General features: G+C 66.1%; 21 protein-coding genes and 1 riboswitch. Of the genes, 14 read left to right on the top strand and 7 right to left on the bottom strand.

What is annotated here, in order from left to right; genetic code table 11:
- The first annotated feature begins 8 nt into the window (after positions 1-8).
- The 6 genes from GGQ62_RS02755 to GGQ62_RS02730 all read left to right on the top strand — a co-directional run bounded on the left by GGQ62_RS02755 (position 9) and on the right by GGQ62_RS02730 (position 4,292).
- Positions 9-890, top strand: a complete 882-nt coding sequence (locus tag GGQ62_RS02755; protein ID WP_152576599.1) for a hypothetical protein — start codon at positions 9-11, stop codon at positions 888-890.
- A gap of 169 nt (positions 891-1,059) precedes the next feature.
- Positions 1,060-1,500: a cupin domain-containing protein gene (locus GGQ62_RS02750; protein WP_152576600.1), complete on the top strand. Its 441-nt coding sequence runs from the start codon at positions 1,060-1,062 to the stop codon at positions 1,498-1,500.
- A gap of 68 nt (positions 1,501-1,568) precedes the next feature.
- Positions 1,569-1,955 (top strand): hypothetical protein, encoded by a 387-nt coding sequence (locus tag GGQ62_RS02745; RefSeq protein WP_152576601.1) that lies wholly within the window; start codon positions 1,569-1,571, stop codon positions 1,953-1,955.
- A gap of 85 nt (positions 1,956-2,040) precedes the next feature.
- Positions 2,041-2,676, top strand: a complete 636-nt coding sequence (locus GGQ62_RS16215) for a PEPxxWA-CTERM sorting domain-containing protein (protein WP_243445973.1) — start codon at positions 2,041-2,043, stop codon at positions 2,674-2,676.
- A gap of 199 nt (positions 2,677-2,875) precedes the next feature.
- Positions 2,876-3,610 (top strand): PEPxxWA-CTERM sorting domain-containing protein, encoded by a 735-nt coding sequence (locus GGQ62_RS02735; RefSeq protein ID WP_243451555.1) that lies wholly within the window; start codon positions 2,876-2,878, stop codon positions 3,608-3,610.
- A gap of 298 nt (positions 3,611-3,908) precedes the next feature.
- Positions 3,909-4,292: a Spy/CpxP family protein refolding chaperone gene (locus GGQ62_RS02730; protein ID WP_167649448.1), complete on the top strand. Its 384-nt coding sequence runs from the start codon at positions 3,909-3,911 to the stop codon at positions 4,290-4,292.
- Positions 4,293-4,294: 2 nt separating this feature from the next.
- Here the strand turns inward: GGQ62_RS02730 and GGQ62_RS02725 are convergent, their stop codons facing one another.
- Positions 4,295-4,840, bottom strand: coding sequence for a hypothetical protein (locus GGQ62_RS02725; protein ID WP_152576603.1), 546 nt, complete (start codon positions 4,838-4,840; stop codon positions 4,295-4,297).
- Positions 4,841-4,966: 126 nt separating this feature from the next.
- On the opposite strand from GGQ62_RS02725, the gene GGQ62_RS16535 reads away from it, so the two are divergent.
- Complete coding sequence (locus GGQ62_RS16535; RefSeq protein ID WP_279379627.1) at positions 4,967-5,092, top strand: hypothetical protein; 126 nt, start codon at positions 4,967-4,969, stop codon at positions 5,090-5,092.
- Between the two features lie 256 nt (positions 5,093-5,348).
- Positions 5,349-6,128 (top strand): hypothetical protein, encoded by a 780-nt coding sequence (locus GGQ62_RS02715; protein ID WP_152576604.1) that lies wholly within the window; start codon positions 5,349-5,351, stop codon positions 6,126-6,128.
- Between the two features lie 152 nt (positions 6,129-6,280).
- Here GGQ62_RS02715 and thiC read toward each other — a convergent pair whose 3' ends face one another.
- The 3 genes from thiC to glpD form a co-directional block, all read right to left on the bottom strand.
- Positions 6,281-8,122, bottom strand: coding sequence for a phosphomethylpyrimidine synthase ThiC (gene thiC, locus GGQ62_RS02710; protein ID WP_152576605.1), 1,842 nt, complete (start codon positions 8,120-8,122; stop codon positions 6,281-6,283).
- A gap of 29 nt (positions 8,123-8,151) precedes the next feature.
- Positions 8,152-8,261: riboswitch (TPP riboswitch) on the bottom strand.
- Positions 8,262-8,291: 30 nt separating this feature from the next.
- The gene (locus GGQ62_RS02705; RefSeq protein WP_152576606.1) at positions 8,292-9,023 is read right to left on the bottom strand and encodes a sterol desaturase family protein; all 732 of its coding nucleotides are present in this window, start codon (positions 9,021-9,023) and stop codon (positions 8,292-8,294) included.
- A 65-nt stretch (positions 9,024-9,088) separates the two neighbouring features.
- A complete protein-coding gene (gene glpD, locus GGQ62_RS02700; RefSeq protein ID WP_207790551.1) occupies positions 9,089-10,621 on the bottom strand; it encodes a glycerol-3-phosphate dehydrogenase in 1,533 nt (510 codons plus the stop codon).
- Positions 10,622-10,662: 41 nt separating this feature from the next.
- Here glpD and glpK point away from each other — a divergent pair, with 41 nt between their 5' ends.
- From glpK to GGQ62_RS02685, 3 genes are all read left to right on the top strand, one after another.
- Complete coding sequence (gene glpK / locus GGQ62_RS02695; protein WP_152576607.1) at positions 10,663-12,138, top strand: glycerol kinase GlpK; 1,476 nt, start codon at positions 10,663-10,665, stop codon at positions 12,136-12,138.
- Entirely contained in the window at positions 12,138-12,326 is a 189-nt protein-coding gene (locus GGQ62_RS02690; protein WP_152576608.1) for a hypothetical protein, read from the top strand. The genes glpK and GGQ62_RS02690 overlap by 1 nt, the downstream gene beginning before the upstream one ends.
- A gap of 95 nt (positions 12,327-12,421) precedes the next feature.
- Entirely contained in the window at positions 12,422-14,584 is a 2,163-nt protein-coding gene (locus tag GGQ62_RS02685; protein WP_152576609.1) for a PQQ-dependent dehydrogenase, methanol/ethanol family, read from the top strand.
- A 56-nt stretch (positions 14,585-14,640) separates the two neighbouring features.
- On the opposite strand, the gene GGQ62_RS02680 is transcribed toward GGQ62_RS02685, so the two are convergent.
- From GGQ62_RS02680 to GGQ62_RS02670, 3 genes are all read right to left on the bottom strand, one after another.
- Positions 14,641-15,273: a hypothetical protein gene (locus GGQ62_RS02680; RefSeq protein WP_152576610.1), complete on the bottom strand. Its 633-nt coding sequence runs from the start codon at positions 15,271-15,273 to the stop codon at positions 14,641-14,643.
- A gap of 114 nt (positions 15,274-15,387) precedes the next feature.
- Complete coding sequence (locus tag GGQ62_RS02675) at positions 15,388-16,566, bottom strand: vWA domain-containing protein (RefSeq protein WP_152576611.1); 1,179 nt, start codon at positions 16,564-16,566, stop codon at positions 15,388-15,390.
- Between the two features lie 9 nt (positions 16,567-16,575).
- Positions 16,576-17,532, bottom strand: coding sequence for an SDR family NAD(P)-dependent oxidoreductase (locus GGQ62_RS02670; RefSeq protein ID WP_152576612.1), 957 nt, complete (start codon positions 17,530-17,532; stop codon positions 16,576-16,578).
- 35 nt (positions 17,533-17,567) lie between these two features.
- On the opposite strand from GGQ62_RS02670, the gene GGQ62_RS16670 reads away from it, so the two are divergent.
- From GGQ62_RS16670 to GGQ62_RS02660, 3 genes are read left to right on the top strand one after another with little or no spacing between them, the layout of a single operon-like run.
- Positions 17,568-17,735 carry an SDR family NAD(P)-dependent oxidoreductase gene (locus GGQ62_RS16670; RefSeq protein WP_341533729.1) on the top strand — a complete coding sequence of 56 codons (168 nt, stop codon included), beginning with the start codon at positions 17,568-17,570 and terminating at the stop codon, positions 17,733-17,735.
- Positions 17,736-17,743: 8 nt separating this feature from the next.
- Positions 17,744-18,136: an SDR family NAD(P)-dependent oxidoreductase gene (locus GGQ62_RS02665; protein ID WP_341534269.1), complete on the top strand. Its 393-nt coding sequence runs from the start codon at positions 17,744-17,746 to the stop codon at positions 18,134-18,136.
- Positions 18,133-18,846, top strand: coding sequence for an SDR family NAD(P)-dependent oxidoreductase (locus tag GGQ62_RS02660; protein ID WP_167649447.1), 714 nt, complete (start codon positions 18,133-18,135; stop codon positions 18,844-18,846). Before GGQ62_RS02665 ends, GGQ62_RS02660 begins: the two co-directional genes overlap by 4 nt.
- The last annotated feature ends 37 nt before the right edge of the window (positions 18,847-18,883 follow it).

The raw sequence follows: 18,883 nt of genomic DNA, 5'->3' as shown, positions 1-18,883 counted from the left end.
GCGGCAGCGTGGCAATCGACCTTGCCACGCTGCTCGCCTCGGTCCTCGGTGCCGGGACGACGGCGTTCGCCGTTCTGCAATGGTCGTCAAAGCCGTTTCTCGATCGCCATCTCGAGGCCTATAAGTCGGAACTGGGCCGTGCGAACGCCCTGACGCTGGGCGACGCCGAAGCCGATCGCAAATACCGCTTCGAAGCCCGTTTGCGTCTCTACTCCGCGGTGGGTCCGCTGCGCTTCCAGCTTGTCCAGTCCGCAGTCCAGATGCGCGATCGGACGCTCAACATCGTCGAATATGGGCATGATCTGAGCGGCCGAGGCTATTTCTACCGCAGCACCCTGTATCGGATCGCCAGGCTGATCGCGTTGCTCGAGTTGATCGAGGCCCAGATGGCCTATTTCGACTTTTCCGTCGATCAGTCGATGTTGCGGATCGTGCGTTTTCGTGCGCTGATCTTCCAGGCCCTGTCGGGCAGCTGGTTCCTCCTCGACCATCCGGCGTGCGACTGGCGGTTGGAACATGAGCATGTCTTTCGGGACACATTGCCGATCATCGCCACATCGATGATGACGGCGTCGGACGGGCCGCCGCGGCTGATCCGTGTGGACGAATTCAACGCCATGCTTGCCCAGGGCGGTCGTTACCTCGAACCGCTGGCGTCCCAGATCGCCCGACTTGATCCGCAGCGAACGCCGGTGATGTGGCTTCGGGTCATTGCCGTGGCGGCGATCTGCGATGCGTTGCTGCGATCGGAACCGGAACTGGCCGATGCCCTTGGCGCCAAGGATTTCGCCTTCGCGCCGTTGCTGGCGGCGAGCACCGACCCGTTCGTCAGCGATCGGCGCGACGCCTATGCCAAGGCATTGGGCGAACTGGCAGCCGAGCTGAAATGACGGCCCGCACCATTCCAGGCGGGCTTTTCGGGGACGATCCGTTTATGCTGCGCCGATTGTCATAGCGGAGAAGCACCATGGCCAAGGGTCAAGCGAAGTCGAACAAGGAAACACGCAAACCCAAGGCGGCCAAGCCGCCGAAGCCCAATGCGTCCAACCCGTCGACCAAATGACACCGGCGGCCGATGCCGCGAAGATCATCGCTGCACTGGGGCTGGCGCCGCACCCGGAGGGTGGCTGGTACCGTGAAACCTGGCGGGCGCCTGCTGCCGATCGTGGCCGCAGCACTGTCACGGCGATCCATTTCCTTCTCGAGGCGGGCCAGCAGTCGCACTGGCACCGGGTCGATGCTGATGAGATCTGGTGCTGGCACGCCGGGGCGCCGATCGTGCTCGGTATTGCGGCCGACGCGATGACGCCGGCCGCGTGGGTCGAACTGGGCCCGGACATACTGTCGGGCGCGGCGCCGCAGGCCGTGGTGCCTGCCGGGCGATGGCAGGCGGCGCGTGCCGAAACCGGCTGGGCGCTGGTCAGCTGCGTCGTCGCGCCGGGGTTCGATTTTGCCGGCTTCGTGCTTGCCCCGCCGGACTGGGCGCCGGGGGCGGGTTGACCTCGATGCGGCCCGGTGTATGGTTGGCCTAATACGCTGCAGTGCAGCGCCATCGGGACAGGCGAGGGATGGAAACAAGAGAGCTCATCATCGCGATGACGGTGTTCGTGGCGATCGTGGCGGTTGTCGCGCTCATCACCGGCGTCATCGGCAAGGCGATCAGCAACAAGACCGTGCGCGAGGCCTTGCGGGCCAGCCCGGAGACGGTGGCGCTGGTCAACCAGCGGCTGATGGCGCGCCGGCGCTGGCGGCCCGAGGCCGTGGGGCTGCTCGTCATGGCGCTGGGGGCCGCCCTGGCGGGTGCGGCGCTGATCGGGCCAGTCGAGCAGCGGGTGGTGCTGCTGCAACTGGCGCTGCTGCCGGGGTTCGTCGGCGCGGCGCTGGTCGGGCTGCGGTGGTTGCCGGCGAACCGGGATGGCCCGGCTGAGTCGCTGACCGACCAGCAGGCCGAATGACTTGGTGTCTTAACGAAACTTGCACGAAAGTGAAATAGCGTCCCCCTATCAAGACCTTGGCAACAACCACTAAAGGGTCATTGATATGCGTCACCTGCTCGCTTTCGCCGCCGCTGCGGCCATCGCTGCGCCGCTTTCCGCGGCGACCATCACGCCGGTCAGCGTCGTTGCGTCGAACACCTTTCCGTTCTTCGGCGAATATAAGGACGTCAACCTGATCAACGGCAGCGGGCTGTCGAACGGCAAGCACAGCGCCACCTACAGCGACATGTGGATGACCGACCTGGGCGTCAACCAGGCGACGCTGCTGTTCGACCTGGGCGCCACCTATGCCCTGAAGGGCGCGACGATCTGGAACTACAATTTCGGCAACCCGGCCGAATTCCAGTCGACGATCCTGCGCGGCGTCAAGGATTACCAGCTGTTCGGGTCGACCGACGGCGTCAACTTCAGCGAGATGTTCAGCGGCACGCTGGCGCTCGGCACCGGCCAGCCGCTGGCGGGGCAGGTGGCCAGCTTCACCGGCGACGCACGCTTTGTCCGCCTCGACATCCTCAACAACTATGGCCAGGGCACCTATGCCGAAGCCAGCTGGAACGCCGGCCTGTCGGAAGTGCGCTTTGCCGGCGCGGTTCCCGAACCGATGACCTGGGCGATGATGGTCGCCGGCTTCGGCCTGACCGGCGCCGCGATGCGCCGCCGCGCCGCGGTTGCGGCCTGACCTCTGCCTCGCAATGGCGTCATCCCGGCGGGGGCCGGGGTGACGCCGACGGCGGTCAGGGTGCGCCGACAAGGTTAACCGAAATTTACAAAGTCTCGAAAGTCACAGTGATTGTCCATGCCGGCGGTTGCCGCTGCGTCGGTGGATAACCTGAAGGGATCGCGCTTGCAGGACCGCCGTCCCGGCTGGTCCGGTCGCGATGCGTCGCCGCACCGCATCGCGCGAACTGATTGACGCAAAAAATAAATTTCAGGTCGGTGAGCCGTTCCGGCGCCATTCGGAGCCTTTACCTGATGACACGGGATGTGACCCGTTCGTTAGCAGGGGAATGAGAATGCGTCGGTTCTTGATGGCTTCAGCAATATTGAGCCTGTTCGCGTCCGGCACGCCGGTCGCAGCAGCGAGCGTGATCGGTGCAACGACGATCCGTATCACCAACCTTGTTCCGACATGGTTGCAGGTCGGCGAAGTCCAGGCGTTCGCCGCGGGCAGCGGTGTCAATGTCGCGCTGGCGAGCAATGGTGCCACGGCGGCGGGCAGCGGCAACTATTCTGCGCAGTCCACGCCGGACAAGGCGATCGACGGACTGGCGCCGGTCCTGTTCCCCGACATCTATCATTCCGATTCAGCCGCTGCCTCGGAATTTCTGGAAATCACGCTGCTGGCGCCCACCGACCTTGCCAGCCTGGCCATATTCGGACGGACCGATTCCAACAGCGATCGCGACCTGTTCGGCATTTCCATCTTCGGTGCGTCCGGCCAGACGTTGTTCACGGGTCAACTCGACAACCGTGCGCTCAACGGCGGCGGCAATACGTTGACGTTCGATGTCGGCGCGCCGGGCGTCCCCGAACCGACGACCTGGGCGATGCTGATCGCCGGCTTCGGCCTGACCGGCGCCGCGATGCGCCGTCGCGCGGCGTTTGCGGCCTGACCTTCTGCCTATGAATGGCGTCATCCCGGCCGGTGCCGGGGTGGCGCCGAAGGCCGTCAGGGTGCATCCAAAAAAGGTTAACAAATCTTCAGAAAGTCTCGAAAGTCACAGCGATTTCGGCTTTTGCACATCGGCACATGCCGGCCGGAAGGTGTTGAACAGGCTGACGATATCAAAGAGCGCGTCGATTTCGCATCATGGCAGGAAATCGCCGTGTAGGACAGCATGGCCGTCTGCGCCGGGGCTATCGGCCGGTCCGCGGGCACGCTATCGCTGGCGCCGGATCAGGAGGCGCAGGATGAAATTCGGTATCGCGTTGCTGTCGGTATTGCTGGTCGTTGCCGGGCCCGGCCGGGCGCAGCAGCAGGCCGCCGGCGCGCAATTCGAAGGCCTGCATGCGGCGCTGCAACTGACCCCGGGGCAGGAAGCGCGCTGGGCGGCCTATGTCGCCGCCACCCCTTCGCAGGCAGCGGCGGACCAGCACCACCGGGCTGCGGCGGCGATGTTTCCCAGGCTGACGGCGCCGCGCCGGATCGACCTGGTGGAGGCCGAGCTGAAGGCCGAACTGGCCGATCTGCAGCGCCAGTCGGCGGCGTTGAAGGCGCTATATGCCACGCTGACGCCCGACCAGCAGCGGCGGTTCGACGATTTCACCATGGCGCCGCCGCCGGCCGAGGATTGAGATCAACAGCCCTGCGGCTGCCAGACATAGCTGCCCGACCCGACATCCCAGGCCCAGTCGCCACAGGCTGCCGGGCCGGCGGCTTCCGGCGGGGCGGCGACCGGGGGCGCCGCATAGACGTTGGTGGTGTAGTTGATCGCCGCCGGATAGCCATAACCGCCGACCAGCGGCCAGCTGTTGTAAAAGCCGAGGCCGAAGCCGAAGGCCGCGGGAAAATAGCCGCCATAATAGACCGGGCGCACGAGGTAGGGGCGGGCGAAATAGGGGCGGGCAAAGCCGCCGCGGTAAAAGGCCGGGCGGCCGAAGCCGGCATAGCCGGGGCGAAAGGCGCCATAGCCGGGACGGACGCCGCCGAAGCCGGGCCGATAACCGCCGCCGAAGCGCGGACCACCGGAATTGCCGCGAAAGCCGCCGCCATAGCCGCCGGGCCCACCGCGCCCGCCGCTGAAGCCGCCGCCGCGACCGCCGCCACCGGGGCCACCATAGGCCATCGCCATCGCGGGCGTGACCAGCAGCGCCGCCGCCGCCACCAGAACCAAAGTCTTCACTGCCTGTCTCCCGGCCCCACTCTGCCAACGCGTGGAGCGAATATAGGGGGTTGCGTGCTGCGTTGCAAAAACGGAGAGTGGGGATTGGCAACAGGCCTATGGCCGGCGATGCCAGCCAGGCGCGACATGGGTTGGAGGCGACAGCGCGACCGCACCCGCGAGTTGACCGATGGCGAGCGCGCTGCGGCCATCCTCAAGGGTGGCGAAGGTCGCCGTCTTACCTATCGGCGGACTGACAAGCTCGCCGCCTAAGCTGGCGAAAATCCCGCGCCAGATCGGCACGCGCGGGAAGCGCTATTTCCCCAACTGACTCGACTCCTTGGGTGGCTTCCCGCTAGCCTTGTGCGGCTTGTGGGGGGTCGGTAGCATACGCTTGAGCGCAGCTTCTCGACGGGCCTCCGTCTCCGCTTCAGAGAAGGTATCTTCTGTTTGGGGTGGCCGCTTGTCTAACAATGATCCGCTTCTGAATCCGCTTCGGCCAACACCGCTTTGGCAAGCAGCGTTTAAGATGGACTGGGCCGACGCGCAATTTCTCGACGCTCGGCAATACATCATTAGCTATATCGAGAACAAACAATGCGGCTATCGGGAAGAGATTGACGAGCACGGGCATCGTATCGTGCTTTTTGCAAACCGCCTACCAAAAGAGTTTCCGCTTTTGATTGGCTCCGGTGTCCATGCATTAAGAAGCGCTCTGGACACTGCAGTTAGCACGCTAGTCCAAGGCGTGAGCAAAAGGCTTTCCGATTCTGTCAATTTCCCATTCCGGGGCACCGAAACAGAGTTGAGAAAGGACTTCTCGCCAATAATTCATAACTGCAACGGGTGTGGAAAAACTCATACTGGGAGGGTTAAGTTTAAAGACCTGGCTCGCTATCTTCCTGATTTCCAAGAGTTACTTTTTAATGAGTTCAAGCCATGGAAAGAAGGAAACTATAATCTTTGGGCGCTAAACCAGCTTGATAACATCCAGAAGCACCGTGCCCTTTTACAGGTCGCCACGACAACTACAGCGGCTTTCAATTACTCTACACCCGAGGGAGTGTCCTCGCGCGGGGGGCAGTGGCAAATAGGAGCCGGCTTCCCTCCGATGGAGATTGCTCGAAGTCGGAGTCGGATAATTTACGGGGAGCCGCCCAGCATCAATTGCCAAGCTATCATGCCCGCCGACGTGCCATTCGCTGGCGCTGACGTGTTTGAAACCATCGGAACCCTGTACCGGGAAGTCCGGGGGGTCTTGCTGAAGCTGCATACTCATTACGAGGGTCACCCCGCGCTCAGCCCTTAAAGCGTCATTCTCAGTGATCCCCGCCTGCGCGAAATGGCTGGCCACTGCTTCCTTACTAAGATGCGCGCCCATTCAAGTCTCGCTAACTAAGGTATATAATTGCCCAATCATCTGCTTATTAAAAGCTGAAATCGATTGCGACCAAGACTCACTTACCCAACAGCCGGCAAATAAATCTCCCCGCCCTTGGCCCGGAACTCGGCGCTCTTCTCCGCCATTCCTGCTGCCAGCATCGTCTCGGTGTTCTGCTTCGCCGCATAGTCCCGCACGTCCTGGGTGATCTTCATCGAGCAAAATTTCGGCCCGCACATCGAGCAGAAGTGGGCGACCTTGGCGCCTTCGGCGGGCAGGGTTTCGTCGTGGAAGTTGAGGGCGGTTTCGGGGTCGAGCGACAGGTTGAACTGGTCGCGCCAGCGGAAGTCGAAGCGGGCGCGGCTGAGGGCGTCGTCGCGGAGCTGGGCGGCGGGGTGGCCCTTGGCGAGGTCGGCGGCGTGGGCGGCGAGTTTGTAGGTGATGACGCCGACCTTGACGTCGTCGCGGTCGGGCAGGCCCAGATGCTCCTTGGGCGTTACGTAGCAGAGCATGGCGCAGCCGAACCAGCCGATCATCGCGGCGCCGATGCCGCTGGTGATATGGTCATAGCCGGGCGCGATGTCGGTGGTGAGCGGCCCCAATGTGTAGAAGGGTGCCTCGCCACAGGTTTCGAGCTGCTTGGTCATGTTGACCTTGATCTTGTGCATCGGGACATGGCCGGGGCCTTCGATCATCACCTGGCAGTCGTGCTTCCAGGCGACCTGGGTCAGCTCGCCCAGGGTTTCGAGCTCGGCGAATTGGGCGCGGTCGTTGGCGTCGGCAATCGAGCCGGGGCGCAGGCCGTCGCCCAGCGAGAAGGACACGTCATAGGCGCGCATGATCTCGCAGATTTCCTCGAAGTGCGTGTAGAGGAAATTCTCCTTGTGGTGGCTGAGGCACCATTTGGCGAGGATGCTGCCGCCGCGCGACACGATGCCCGTCACGCGGTTGGCGGTGAGCGGGACATAGGCGAGCCGGACGCCGGCGTGGATGGTGAAATAGTCGACGCCCTGTTCGGCCTGTTCGATCAGCGTGTCGCGATACACCTCCCAGCTGAGGTCCTCGGCAATGCCGCCGACCTTTTCGAGCGCCTGGTAGATGGGGACGGTGCCGATGGGGACGGGGGAGTTGCGCAGGATCCATTCGCGGGTGTTGTGGATGTTGCGCCCCGTGGACAGGTCCATGACATTGTCGGCGCCCCAGCGGGTGGCCCAGACCATTTTTTCGACTTCTTCGGCGATGCTCGACGCGACGGCACTGTTGCCGATGTTGGCGTTGATCTTGACGAGGAAGTTGCGGCCGATGGCCATGGGCTCGGCTTCGGGGTGGTTGATGTTGGCGGGGATGATGGCGCGGCCGCGGGCGATCTCGCTGCGCACGAATTCGGGGGTGACGTAATCGGGAATTTCGGCGCCGAAATCCTCGCCATCCCGGATTTGCCCGGCCAGCTGCGCGCGGCCGATGTTTTCGCGGATGGCGACATATTCCATTTCGGGCGTGATGATGCCGCGCCGGGCATAGGCGATTTGGGTGACGGCCTGGCCGCCCTTGGCGCGCCACGGCATCGGGTTGACGTTGGGGAATTGCTGGACTTCGGGCTGTTTCAGCCCGCCGAAAATGCCATTATCCTCGGGCTTGACCTCGCGGCCCGGATAGCGTTCGCAATCGCCGCGGGCCTCGATCCACGGCATGCGCAGCGCCGGCAGGCCGGCGGCGATGTCGATGCTGGCGGTGTCGTCCGTGTAGGGCCCGCTGGTGTCGTAGATGCGGACCGGCGGTTCCTTGGCGCTCGGTTCGAGCGCGACCTCGCGCATGGCGACGCGGATATCGGGGAACAGGGTGCCGGCGATGTGGATTTTCCGGCTGCCGGGCAGGGCGCCGGTGGTGACGGGCATTTCGATGCGGGAATTGATGTCGGCCATGTCGTGCACTCCACAAGGGGGAGTGCGGGCTTCGACGGCCGCGCCCTCCCTACGCCGGGGTCAACCGGATCAGGTTCAGCGGGTCGCAGCGAGGAAGCTGCCTCTCAGCCGGTCGATGCCGGCCCCCCGGGGTCTGCGGGCAGTGTAGAAGGTTGGCAGGCGCGGTCAATCAGAAGCTGGTGAGGCCCTTGTCGGTCTTGCACAGCCTGTCCCAGAAGCGGAAATACAGGCCGTAGTTGCAGGTGTAGCGCGCGTGGTGCGTCTCGTGGTGCGACGCTGTGATGATGTGGCGACCGAACCAGCCGTTGATCCAGCGCGCCGGGAACATTTCCCAGCCCATGTGGTTGGTGACGCCCATCACCGTGGCGATGGTGAGGACGACGGCGAGCGCGGTCCAGTGGATGGGGATGACGAAGGCCAGCAGCGGGATGACGAAGGCCCCGCTGAGTGCCTCCCAGGGGTGGAAGCTCATCGCTGCCCAGGCCGTCGGCGGCTTGGAGGCATGGTGGACGGCGTGCACCGCCTTGAAGATGCGCGGCGCGTGCATCCAGCGGTGGGTCCAGTAGAACCAGGTGTCGTGGAGGAAGAGGTAGAGGGCGATGCTCGGCAGCCACCAGAGCGCGGCGGCGGTGTCGAACTCCGTGCGGATCGCGGTGAGGCCGAAATAATGCCAGCAGGCGATCATGATGCCGGCGGGGATGCCGTAGATGACGGCGGACACCAGCGACCAGCGGATTTCGTCGCGGATCTGGCGGCTGCGGCGGGCGGGGTCGCGCGGGCCGGTGGCGATGCCGCGCCGCGCGGTCCACCAGGCAAAGCCGCCGCTGGTCGCCAGATAGCGGACGATGACGATGAGCGTCGTCTGGGCGGTGCCGATGGCGAGAAGGACGGGGTCGATCACGCTGCGGTGTTAGGCGCGGGCGCGGCCGAGCGGAAGCGGCAGATGTGTCGCGGGCCGGGGGCGCATCACGCGGTTTTTGCAGCGAAGCGATGGGTGACGGGCGCGTCGGCGCCGGCGGCGGGGGCGGCTTCACCGAACCAGGCGGCGATCTCCGCGCGGCCGGCGTTGTCGATGTGCAGGCCCATCTTGGTGCGGCGCCACAGCACGTCGTCGGCCGTGGTCGCCCATTCGTTGCGGACGAAATGGTCGAGCTCGGCTTCGAACATGCCGCCGATGTTGGCGCCGAGCCCGGCGGCGAGCAAAGGTGCCGCGGCGGTGCCGATGGTGTGCGCCAGCCGCCGGACCAGCCGGGGGTCGTAATTGCCTTCGGCGGCGGTCAGGTCGGCGAGCCAGCGGGCGAAGGCGTCCTGGCCGGTTTCGCCGGGCTTGCGGTCGATCCGGCTGCCGGGCAGCGGGGCGGTCGCGGTCCAGCGCTTGCTGGCCGGGGCGATGCGTTGCAGGACGTCCTCGGCGAGGACGCGATAGGTGGTGATCTTGCCACCGACCACGGTCATCGCGGGGACGCCGTCATGGGCGACCAGCCGGTAATCGCGGGTGGTTTCGCGATCGCCCTTGTTCGCTTCGAGGATGAGCGGGCGGACGCCGGAGAAGCGGTGAGTGACGTCGCTGCGGGTCAGCGGGCGGGCGAGGTAGCGGTTGGCGGCGGCGAGCAGATAGTCGGTTTCATCCTCGGTGATGTGCGCGGCGTCGGGGGTGTCGATATCGCGCTCGGTCGTGCCGATCAGCGAAAAGTCGCGTTCATAGGGAATGACGAAGATGATACGGCCATCGGGCTGCTGAAACATGAAGGCGTCGGCGCCCGAGCTGACGCGGCGGGTGATGATGTGCGAGCCCTGGACGAGCCGCAGCGCGGGTGCGTCGTTGCGGCCCAGAACGCTGCGCGCGACGCTTTCGGCCCAGGGGCCGGCGGCGTTGACGATGCGGGCGGCGTGGAGGGTGCGGCCATCCCCAAGCGTGACCGCCCAGCGGCTGCCGTCATGTTCCGCGCGGATGGCACGGGTGCGCGGCAGCACCAGCGCGCCCTTGTCGCGGGCGTCCTGGAGGTTGGCGATGACGAGGCGCGCGTCATCGACCCAGCCGTCCCAATAGCGAAAGCCGCGGTTCCATTCGGGCGCCAGCGACCGGCCGGCGGGATCCTGCCGCAGGTCGATGCGCGCCGAACCGTGGACAATGCGGCGGCGAGCGAGGTGGTCGTAGAGGAACAGCCCGGCGCGCAGCATCCATTCGGGGCGCTGGTCGGGCGCGTTGGGCAGCACGAAGCTTTGCGGCCAGGCGATATGGGGGGCGATGTCGAGCAGCACCTCGCGTTCGGCGAGCGCCTTGCGGACGAGGCCATAGGCGTGGAATTCGAGGTAGCGCAGACCGCCGTGGATGAGCTTGGTCGATGCGCTGGAGGTGGCGCCGCCCAGGTCCCCGGCTTCGACCAGCGCGACCGACAGGCCGCGGCCCGCGGCGTCGCGGGCGATGCCGGCGCCGTTGATGCCGCCGCCGATGATCAGCAGGTCGTGCAGGCGGTCGAAGGGCGCGGTGTCGGACACGGGGGTTACCTAGTGCGGCGCAGGCGTTTAGGGAAGGCGACATGACCGCCGATCTCATCCTCGTTCTCGATGCCGGGACGACTTCGACCCGCGCCATTGCCTTCAACCTTGCAGGCGCCATCGTCGCCAGCGCGCAGCGGCCGCTGACCCAGCATTATCCGCACAGCGGCTGGGTGGAGCATGACGCCGGCGAGATCTGGCGGTTGAGCCGCGACTGCCTGATCGATGTCGCCGATCAGGTCGGTGCGCCGCGCATCGCCACCATCGGCATCACCAACCAGCGCGAAACGATGGTGTTCTGGGATCGCACCACCGGGGAGCCGGTATCGCACGCCATCGTCTGGCAGGACCGGCGGACGGCGGATGTGTGCGCGGCGTTGCAGGCGGCGGGCCATGAACCGACGGTGCAGGCCACGACGGGCCTGGTGCTCGACCCCTATTTTTCGGCCACCAAGATCCGCTGGGCGATCGACAATTGGCCGGCGGTGGCCGACGCGCTGGCGGACGGGCGACTGCTCGTCGGGACGGTCGAAAGCTGGCTGATCTGGAAATTGTCGGCCGGGACGCGCCATGTCACCGACGCGACCAACGCCAGCCGGACGCTGTTGATGCGGCTCGACGATTGCTCCTGGGACGACGGCCTGCTGGCATTGTTCGGCGTGCCGGCCGCAATCCTGCCGGCGATCACCGACTGTGCCGGGCCGCTGGCAGCGACGGCGCTGCTGGGCGGTGACACGCCGATCACCGGCAGCGCCGGCGACCAGCAGGCCGCGACCATCGGCCACGCCTGCCTGGCACCGGGGCAGGTCAAGGCGACCTATGGCACCGGCTGCTTCCTGCTTGCCCATGCGGGGCCGGTGGCACCGGTTTCGACGCACCGGCTGCTGTCGACGGTGGCGTGGCGGATAGGCGGGGTGCCGGCCTATGCACTGGAAGGCGCGATCTTCACCGCCGGGGCGGCGGTGCAGTGGCTGCGCGACGGGCTGGGGATCATCGCCAGCAGCAGCGAAACCGAGGCGCTGGCACAAAGTGTCGCGGACAGCGGCGGCGTGGTCTTTGTCCCGGCATTGGCGGGAATGGGGGCGCCGCACTGGCAGCCGGGGGCGCGCGGGACGCTGACCGGCCTGTCGGGCGGGACGACACGGGCGCATATCGTTCGCGCCACGCTGGAAGCGATGGGGCAGCAGACGGCAGATCTTGTCGATGCGCTGGCGGCCGATGGCGTGCCGGCGGCGCGGTTGCGTGTCGATGGCGGCATGGTCGCCAACGACTGGCTGTGCCAGAACCTTGCCGACAGCCTGGGGGTGGTGGTGGAACGACCGCGGATCATCGAAACGACGGCACTGGGCGCGGCGATGCTGGCCGGCGTGGGGGCGGGGATGTTCGCCGACCTGGCGGCGGCCGCAGCAGCCATGTCGGCGCCGGACCGCAGCTTTGCGCCGGCAATCGACCCTGCGGCGCGGCAGGCGCGCCGCGACGGCTGGGCGCACGCCATTCGCCAGACGCTGGCGCGCTGATGAACACGCCGCCATCCATCCTGCTGGGCCTGTCCGCCGGCGCCGCCTTTGCACTGATCGTTGCCGGCATCTGGCTGCTGCGCCAGCCCGGCGGCAATCGGACCAAGGCGGCGCTGATGATCGTCGCCGGGCTGGTGATCCTGTTCAACGGCTGGATCAACAGCCTGCCGGTGCCGACGCAGCCCTGAGCCCGGGGCGCGGCAGCCTGAGACATTCGTTCGCTTGCCGGGCGGTGCGCCGCTGATAATCTCCCTGTCAAAAGGCGTGTTGGGGAGACTGCCAGATGAAATTTGCCACCGGTGCGAGTGCGGCCGTGATTGCCAGCCTGTTGTGGGCCGGCGCGGCGACGCAGGGCGAAGCGGCGAGTTCGGCGCCGGCGGCGCGGGTCGATGCGGCGCGGCTCGCCAATGCAGCGGCGGAACCCGGCAACTGGATGACGCACGGCGGCACCTATGCCGAGCAGCGCTATGCCGACCTCGACCAGATCAATACGGGCAATGTCGGGCAGCTGGGGCTGGCGTGGAGCCATGAGCTCGACAGCAACCGCGGGCAGGAAGCGACGCCGCTGATCATCGACGGCACGATGTACACGACGACGGCCTGGTCGAAGGTCGTCGCGCTCGATGCCGCCACCGGCGCGGTCAAATGGACCTATGACCCGCAGGTGCCCAAGGATCGCGGCCATGCCGCCTGCTGCGACGTCGTCAACCGCGGGCTTGCCGCCTATGACGGCAAGCTGTTCCTCGGCGCGCTCGACGGCCGGCTGATCGCCCTCGACGCCGCGACCGGCAAGCCGGTGTGGACGACACAGACTTTCGACAAGAGCCAGCCCTATACCATCACCGGCGCACCGCGGGTGGTGAAGGGCAAGGTCATCATCGGCAATGGCGGTGCCGAACTGGGGGTGCGCGGCTATGTCACCGCCTATGACGCCCAGACCGGCAAGAAGGCGTGGCGATTCTACACCATCCCCGGCAACCCGGCGAAGGGCCCCGATGGCGAAGCGTCCGACCCGGTTCTGCAGGCCAAGGCGGGCGAAAGCTGGTTCGGCAAATATTGGGAGGCGGGCGGCGGCGGCACCGTCTGGGACGCGATCGTCTATGACCAGGAACTCGACCAGCTTTATATCGGCGTCGGCAACGGCAGCCCGTGGAACCACCAGGTACGGTCCGAGGGCAAGGGCGACAATCTGTTCCTGTCGTCGGTGGTGGCGCTCGATCCCAACACCGGCCGATATCTGTGGCATTATCAGGGGACGCCGGCCGAAAGCTGGGACTTCACCCAGACCCAGCCGATCATGCTGGCGACGCTGCCGATCGACGGGCGGCCGCGCAAGGTGCTGATGCAGGCGCCCAAGAACGGCTTTTTCTATGTCATCGACCGCGAGACCGGCAAGCTGATCAGCGCCAAGGGGTTCGTGCCGCAGACCTGGACGAAGGGGGTCGACATGGCCACCGGGCGGCCGATCGAGGTCGAGGGGCAGCGGTTTCCGGACAAGGCGACCGCGCTGGTGGCGCCATCGGCATTGGGCGCCCATAATTGGCACCCGATGGCGTTCAGCCCGAAAACGGGCCTCGTCTATCTGCCGGCGCAGGAGGTGCCCTTCGCCTATCAGACCGACAAGGATTATGTGCACAAGCCGGGGGCGTGGAACATCGCGGTGGTGGCCGCGCTGAACGCACCGCCGAACAGCCTGGAGGCGACGCGGGCGACGCGGGCGATCCTGAAGGGGCAGCTGCTCGCCTGGGACCCCGTCCAGCAGAAGGAGGCCTGGCGCGTCCAGTATGACGGGCCATGGAATGGCGGGGCGCTGGCGACGGCCGGCAATCTGGTGTTCCAGGGCAATGCCAAGGGGCAGTTCCAGGCGTTCGACGCTGCCAGCGGCAAGCCGATGTGGGCGTTCGACGCGCAGACCGGCGTGGTTGCGGGGCCGGTCAGCTTCAAGGTCGGCGATACCCAATATGTCGCGGTGATGGCCGGCTATGGCGGTGCCTATCCGATGTCGACGGGGTTCCCCGATGGCCCGCAGCGCGTCCAGCCCAATGGCCGGGTGCTGGTGTTCAAGCTGGGCGGGACGGCCAAGCTGCCGCCCTACGAAGCGCCGGCGCTGGCCCCGGCCAATCCGCCGTCGCAGACGTTCACCGCGGCGCAGATTGCCCGTGGCGGCACGGTGTTCGAGGGCAACTGCGGCATCTGCCACGGCGCCGGGGCGCGATCGAGCGGGCTGGTGCCCGACCTGCGGCGGTCGGCGGCGCTGACCGATGCCGAAAGCTGGGCGGCGGTCGTCCATGGCGGCATTCTGAAAGACCAGGGCATGGTCAGCTTTGCCAAATGGTTCTCCAGGGACGATATCGAATCGGTGCGCGCCTATGTCGGCGAACAGGCCAAGTTCCTGGCCTCCGACGATGGCGCGAAGCTCGCGGCCAAGGGATCAGCCGGGCAGTGACATGAAAAGGGCCGGCCTCCATCGGGAGGCCGGCCCTTTCAGCATGTTATCGTCGGTTATTCGCGGTAATCGTCAGAAATATAGCTGCCGACACGGGGCCGTGAACCGCGATCGGTCGTGACGGTGTTCGGGCCACCCATCCAGCCTTCGCTGCGCCAGCTGGTTTCGCGGGCTTCGAGGTCGACAGTGCCGTCGGCGTCGAGAATGTCGATGGCGCGTTCGGCGTCATGGTCGTCGACACGGGCGGTGACCAGATAGCCGCCGCGGCGCATTGCTTCTTCATAGACGTCGTCATCACCAGTGAAGAAGGCCTTGATCTTGCTCCACAAACCCGGGCCGTCGTGGTCGTGGCTGGCGTTCTCGTGATGGGCGTGGCTGTTGTTCTCGCCTTCGACATAATCGCCGAGCGCGGTCCGCTCGCTGCCGGCGTCTTCCATCAGCCGGTCGCCGGTGCGGTTGTCGATATAGTCGCCGATCGCATTGCGGTGCGTGCCGTCGCGGCCATCGGCTTCGGACGATGCCGTGCCGTGATCGCCGGCATAGGCGGAACCGCGGTCATCGGCCGGATGCGCCAGGCTGGACTTGTCGTGGATGGACACATTGTCGGCACTGATGCCGGCGGCGGCGAGGCGGCCGCGCGCGGTTTCGGCATCGGCGCGGCTATCGAACATGGCGGTGATCGTACGCATGGTCAGGCTCCCAAGGGCTGTAGCTGTGCGGCATTTCCGTCACAGATACAGAACAAGGCAGCCCCGCCGGACGTTCCGGGGCGATGAACCGTTTGTCGCAAACCGGTGGGGACGTCAGTTCTTCCGTGTCAGCGTCCGCATGGCGCGATCGAGACCTTCCAGCGACAGCGGGAACATGCGGTCATTCATCAGCGTCTTGATCATCTGGATCGACTGGCTGTGGCCCCAGCTCTTTTCCGGGATCGGGTTGAGCCACGCGGCGGCGTGATACACATCGAGCATGCGTTGCAGCCAGACATCGCCGGCTTCCTCATTCCAATGTTCAACCGAGCCGCCGGGATAGTTGATTTCATAGGGACTCATCGAGGCGTCGCCGACGAAGACCAACTTGTAGTCGTGCGGGAATTTGTGGAGCAGCTCGAGGACCGGGGTGCGTTCCGACCAGCGGCGCTTGTTGTCCTTCCACAGCGCCTCATAGGGGCAGTTGTGAAAATAGAAGAATTCGAGGTGCTTGAATTCGCTGCGGGCGGCCGAGAACAGCTCCTCGCAGACCTTGATATGCGGGTCCATCGAGCCGCCGACGTCGAGCATGAGCAGCAGCTTGACGGCATTGTGCCGTTCGGGGCGCATGATGATGTCGAGATAGGCTTTTTTTGCGGTTCCCGAGATCGTGGCGTCGAGGTCGAGCTCGTCCATGGCGCCGTCGCGGGCGAATTTGCGGAGGCGGCGCAGCGCCACCTTGATGTTGCGGGTGCCGAGCTCGATACTGTTGTCGAGGTTCTTGAACTCGCGCTTGTCCCAGACCTTGACCGCCTTGTTGTTGCGGTTCTTGTCCTGGCCGATGCGCACGCCCTCCGGGTGCGACCCTTGCGCGCCAAAGGGTGACTTGCCGGCGGTGCCGATCCATTTGTTGCCGCCTTCGTGGCGCTTTTTCTGCTCTTCGAGGCGCTCCTTGAGCGTCTCCATCAACTTGTCCCAGCCGAGCTTTTCGAGCGCGGCCATTTCTTCGGCAGACAGGTTGAGTTCGGCGATCGCGCGCAGCCAGTCTTCGGGAATTTCTGCAGTTCCCGTATCAATCGATGGCTCCAGGCCCTTGAAGACCTTTGCAAAGACCTGGTCGAAGCGGTCGAGAAGGCCTTCGTCCTTCACATAGGTGGCGCGGGCGAGATAATAGAAATCCTCGATCGACCAGTCGATGACATCGGCCTGCAGCGCTTCGAGCAGCAGCAGATGCTCCTTGAGGGACGCGGGGATCTTCGCGGCGCGAAGCTCGTCGAGGAAGTTGAGGAACATGGGGCAAGGCTATCCCAGCAATTCTGCCGCCGCCAGTGCCTTCAGCGTGCGGTTGGGGGGTGAGACGGTGTCGATGCGGCCGCCGGGGTAGAAGGCGCGGATGGCGGCCTGGGGTGGGGCATCGGCAAGGGCAGCGGCGAGCGCGTCCAGGTCCCAGCCACCGTCGGCGGTGACGAGCAGATCGGCGCTCCATGGTGTGTAGAGCGTCACGTCGGGGCCTTCGACCCCGAACACCCGCCCGGTGAAGCGGCACAGCGACGACGCCAGATAGACGACGAGCGGCGACACATGTTCGGGCGCGTGGCGGTCGAAGCCGGTGGCGCGCGGCATCAGCTGGTCGACGCTGGGAAAGGCCATGACCATGCGGGTGCGCGCTGCGGGCGCAATGGCGTTGGCGCGGACGCCGAGGCCGGCAAGTTCCTGCGCCAGCACCTGGGTGAAGGCGGCGATGCCGGCCTTGGCGGCGCAATAGGGGCCGCCATCGGGCATCGGGTGGACGCCGACGGGTGAGGTGGTGTTGATGATGGCGCGCCCGGCGGCGGGGCCGCGATCGGCCCAGAAGCGCGCGGCATGGTGGGAAACGGCGGCGGTGCCCTTCAGATGGACGCCGACTTCGAGATCGAAATCCGCCTCCGTCATGGCGGCGATGCTGGCCGGACGGTTGATGCCGGCATTGTTGACGACGATATCGAGCCCGCCGAAGGTCGCGACCGCCTGTTCGATGATCGTCGCAGCGCCGGCCCAGTCGGCGACGCTGGCGCGGTTGGCGACGGCCTGGCCGCCGAGGTCGCGAATTTCCTCGGCCACCGCGTCGGCAGCGTCGCCGGCGCCGCCGCCAGTGACATGGCCGCCGAGATCGTTGACGACCACCCGCGCGCCGGCGGCGGCGAGCGCCAGGGCATGGCAGCGCCCAAGGCCGTTGCCGCCCCCTGTCACAACCGCGACCTTGCCGCCAAGCAATTGCATCGTCACCAATCCCCGCACGACTTCAGGGGATCGGCGTGAACCTTTTCGATTTTGCCGGCAAGACCGTGCTTGTGACAGGGGGGTCGACCGGCATCGGCAACGCCGCGGCGCGTGGCTTCCTCGCCGGCGGCGCGCGGGTGATCGTCACCGGCGGCAGGAGTTCGAAACCGAAACCTTTGCCGATGTGCTCGCTGCCAATCTGACCGGGCCGATGCAGCTGGCAACCAAGTTTCGCGCGGCCCTGGCCAAGGGCGATGGCAGCATCGTCTTCGTCGGATCGGTGGCGAGCTTTCGCGGCACCATCGGCCAGCCGGCCTATTCGGCGTCGAAGGGCGGCTTGCTGACACTTACAAAGACCCTGGCGCAAGCCTTTGCGCGCGAAGGCATTCGCGTCAACCTGGTGGCGCCGGGGCTGGTGCGGAGCAAGATGACTGCCGTCACCTGGCAGGACGAAACACGGCTGGCGGCGACGACGCGGCAGGTGCCGCTGGGGCGGATCGGCGAACCCGGCGACATCGCCGGGGCGATCCTGTTCCTCGCCTCGCCACTCGCCGGATACATCACCGGCACATCATTGATCATCGATGGAGGACTTTCGGCATGAGCTGGGCAATGGGCAAGACGGCGCTGGTGACGGGCGGCAGCCAGGGGATCGGCCATGCCACTGCGGCGGCGCTGGCCGCGCAGGGCGCGCAGGTTACGGTGACGGGTACGCGGCCCAGTTTCGCCGATTATGATGCGCCGATCGAAGGTGTGGCGTATATCCAGGCCGATCTGGCGACGCCGGCGGCGCGGGTGGCGGTGGCGGAACGGTTCTCGGCGCTCGACGTGCTGGTCAACAACGCCGGCGGCGGCAGCGCCAATGAATATGACCAGGACCAGTTCGAAGCGGTGATCGACCTCAACCTCAACGCCGTCATGGATTTGTCGGTGCGGCTGTTCCCGCTGCTGAAGGCGGCGCGGGGCAGCGTCGTCAACGTCGGCTCGCTGGCGTCGTTCCTCGCGCTGAAGGAGGTGCCGGCCTATACCGCGTCGAAGGCCGGGCTGCTGGGGCTGACCCGGGCGCTGGGCGACAAATGGGCGACCGACGGCGTGCGGGTCAATCTGGTGGCGCCGGGGTTCATCGCGACGCGGATGACCGAGCGGATGCGGGTGGATGCAGCGTATGAGGCACGGCTGCTGAAGGCGGTGCCGATGCGGCGCTGGGGCGAGCCGGGGGAGATTGCCGATGCGATCCTGTTCCTCGCGTCACCGGCGGCGAGTTACATCACCGGCCAGTCGCTGGCGATCGATGGCGGGTTGATGCTGCGCTAGGGTCGATTTCCTGCGGACGGAAACAATCGCGCGCTTC

This window comes from Polymorphobacter fuscus, assembly GCF_011927825.1.
GTDB lineage: Bacteria > Pseudomonadota > Alphaproteobacteria > Sphingomonadales > Sphingomonadaceae > Sandarakinorhabdus > Sandarakinorhabdus fusca.
Note: the sequence above shows the minus strand (reverse complement) of the source record. Positions and strands in the feature narration are given on the sequence as shown.

Bases quoted from the DNA above. Each gene is read 5' to 3' on its own strand.
- GGQ62_RS02750 (WP_152576600.1), top strand. From the start codon at position 1,060: ATGACACCGGCGGCCGATGCCGCGAAGATCATCGCTGCACTGGGGCTG.
- GGQ62_RS02745 (WP_152576601.1), top strand. From the start codon at position 1,569: ATGGAAACAAGAGAGCTCATCATCGCGATGACGGTGTTCGTGGCGATC.
- GGQ62_RS16215 (WP_243445973.1), top strand. From the start codon at position 2,041: ATGCGTCACCTGCTCGCTTTCGCCGCCGCTGCGGCCATCGCTGCGCCG.
- GGQ62_RS02735 (WP_243451555.1), top strand. From the start codon at position 2,876: ATGCGTCGCCGCACCGCATCGCGCGAACTGATTGACGCAAAAAATAAA.
- GGQ62_RS02730 (WP_167649448.1), top strand. From the start codon at position 3,909: ATGAAATTCGGTATCGCGTTGCTGTCGGTATTGCTGGTCGTTGCCGGG.
- GGQ62_RS16535 (WP_279379627.1), top strand. From the start codon at position 4,967: ATGGGTTGGAGGCGACAGCGCGACCGCACCCGCGAGTTGACCGATGGC.
- GGQ62_RS02715 (WP_152576604.1), top strand. From the start codon at position 5,349: ATGGACTGGGCCGACGCGCAATTTCTCGACGCTCGGCAATACATCATT.
- thiC (WP_152576605.1), bottom strand. From the start codon at position 8,122: ATGGCCGACATCAATTCCCGCATCGAAATGCCCGTCACCACCGGCGCC.
- glpK (WP_152576607.1), top strand. From the start codon at position 10,663: ATGACCGCCGATCTCATCCTCGTTCTCGATGCCGGGACGACTTCGACC.
- GGQ62_RS02690 (WP_152576608.1), top strand. From the start codon at position 12,138: ATGAACACGCCGCCATCCATCCTGCTGGGCCTGTCCGCCGGCGCCGCC.
- GGQ62_RS02685 (WP_152576609.1), top strand. From the start codon at position 12,422: ATGAAATTTGCCACCGGTGCGAGTGCGGCCGTGATTGCCAGCCTGTTG.
- GGQ62_RS02680 (WP_152576610.1), bottom strand. From the start codon at position 15,273: ATGCGTACGATCACCGCCATGTTCGATAGCCGCGCCGATGCCGAAACC.
- GGQ62_RS02675 (WP_152576611.1), bottom strand. From the start codon at position 16,566: ATGTTCCTCAACTTCCTCGACGAGCTTCGCGCCGCGAAGATCCCCGCG.
- GGQ62_RS02670 (WP_152576612.1), bottom strand. From the start codon at position 17,532: ATGCAATTGCTTGGCGGCAAGGTCGCGGTTGTGACAGGGGGCGGCAAC.
- GGQ62_RS02665 (WP_341534269.1), top strand. From the start codon at position 17,744: ATGCAGCTGGCAACCAAGTTTCGCGCGGCCCTGGCCAAGGGCGATGGC.
- GGQ62_RS02660 (WP_167649447.1), top strand. From the start codon at position 18,133: ATGAGCTGGGCAATGGGCAAGACGGCGCTGGTGACGGGCGGCAGCCAG.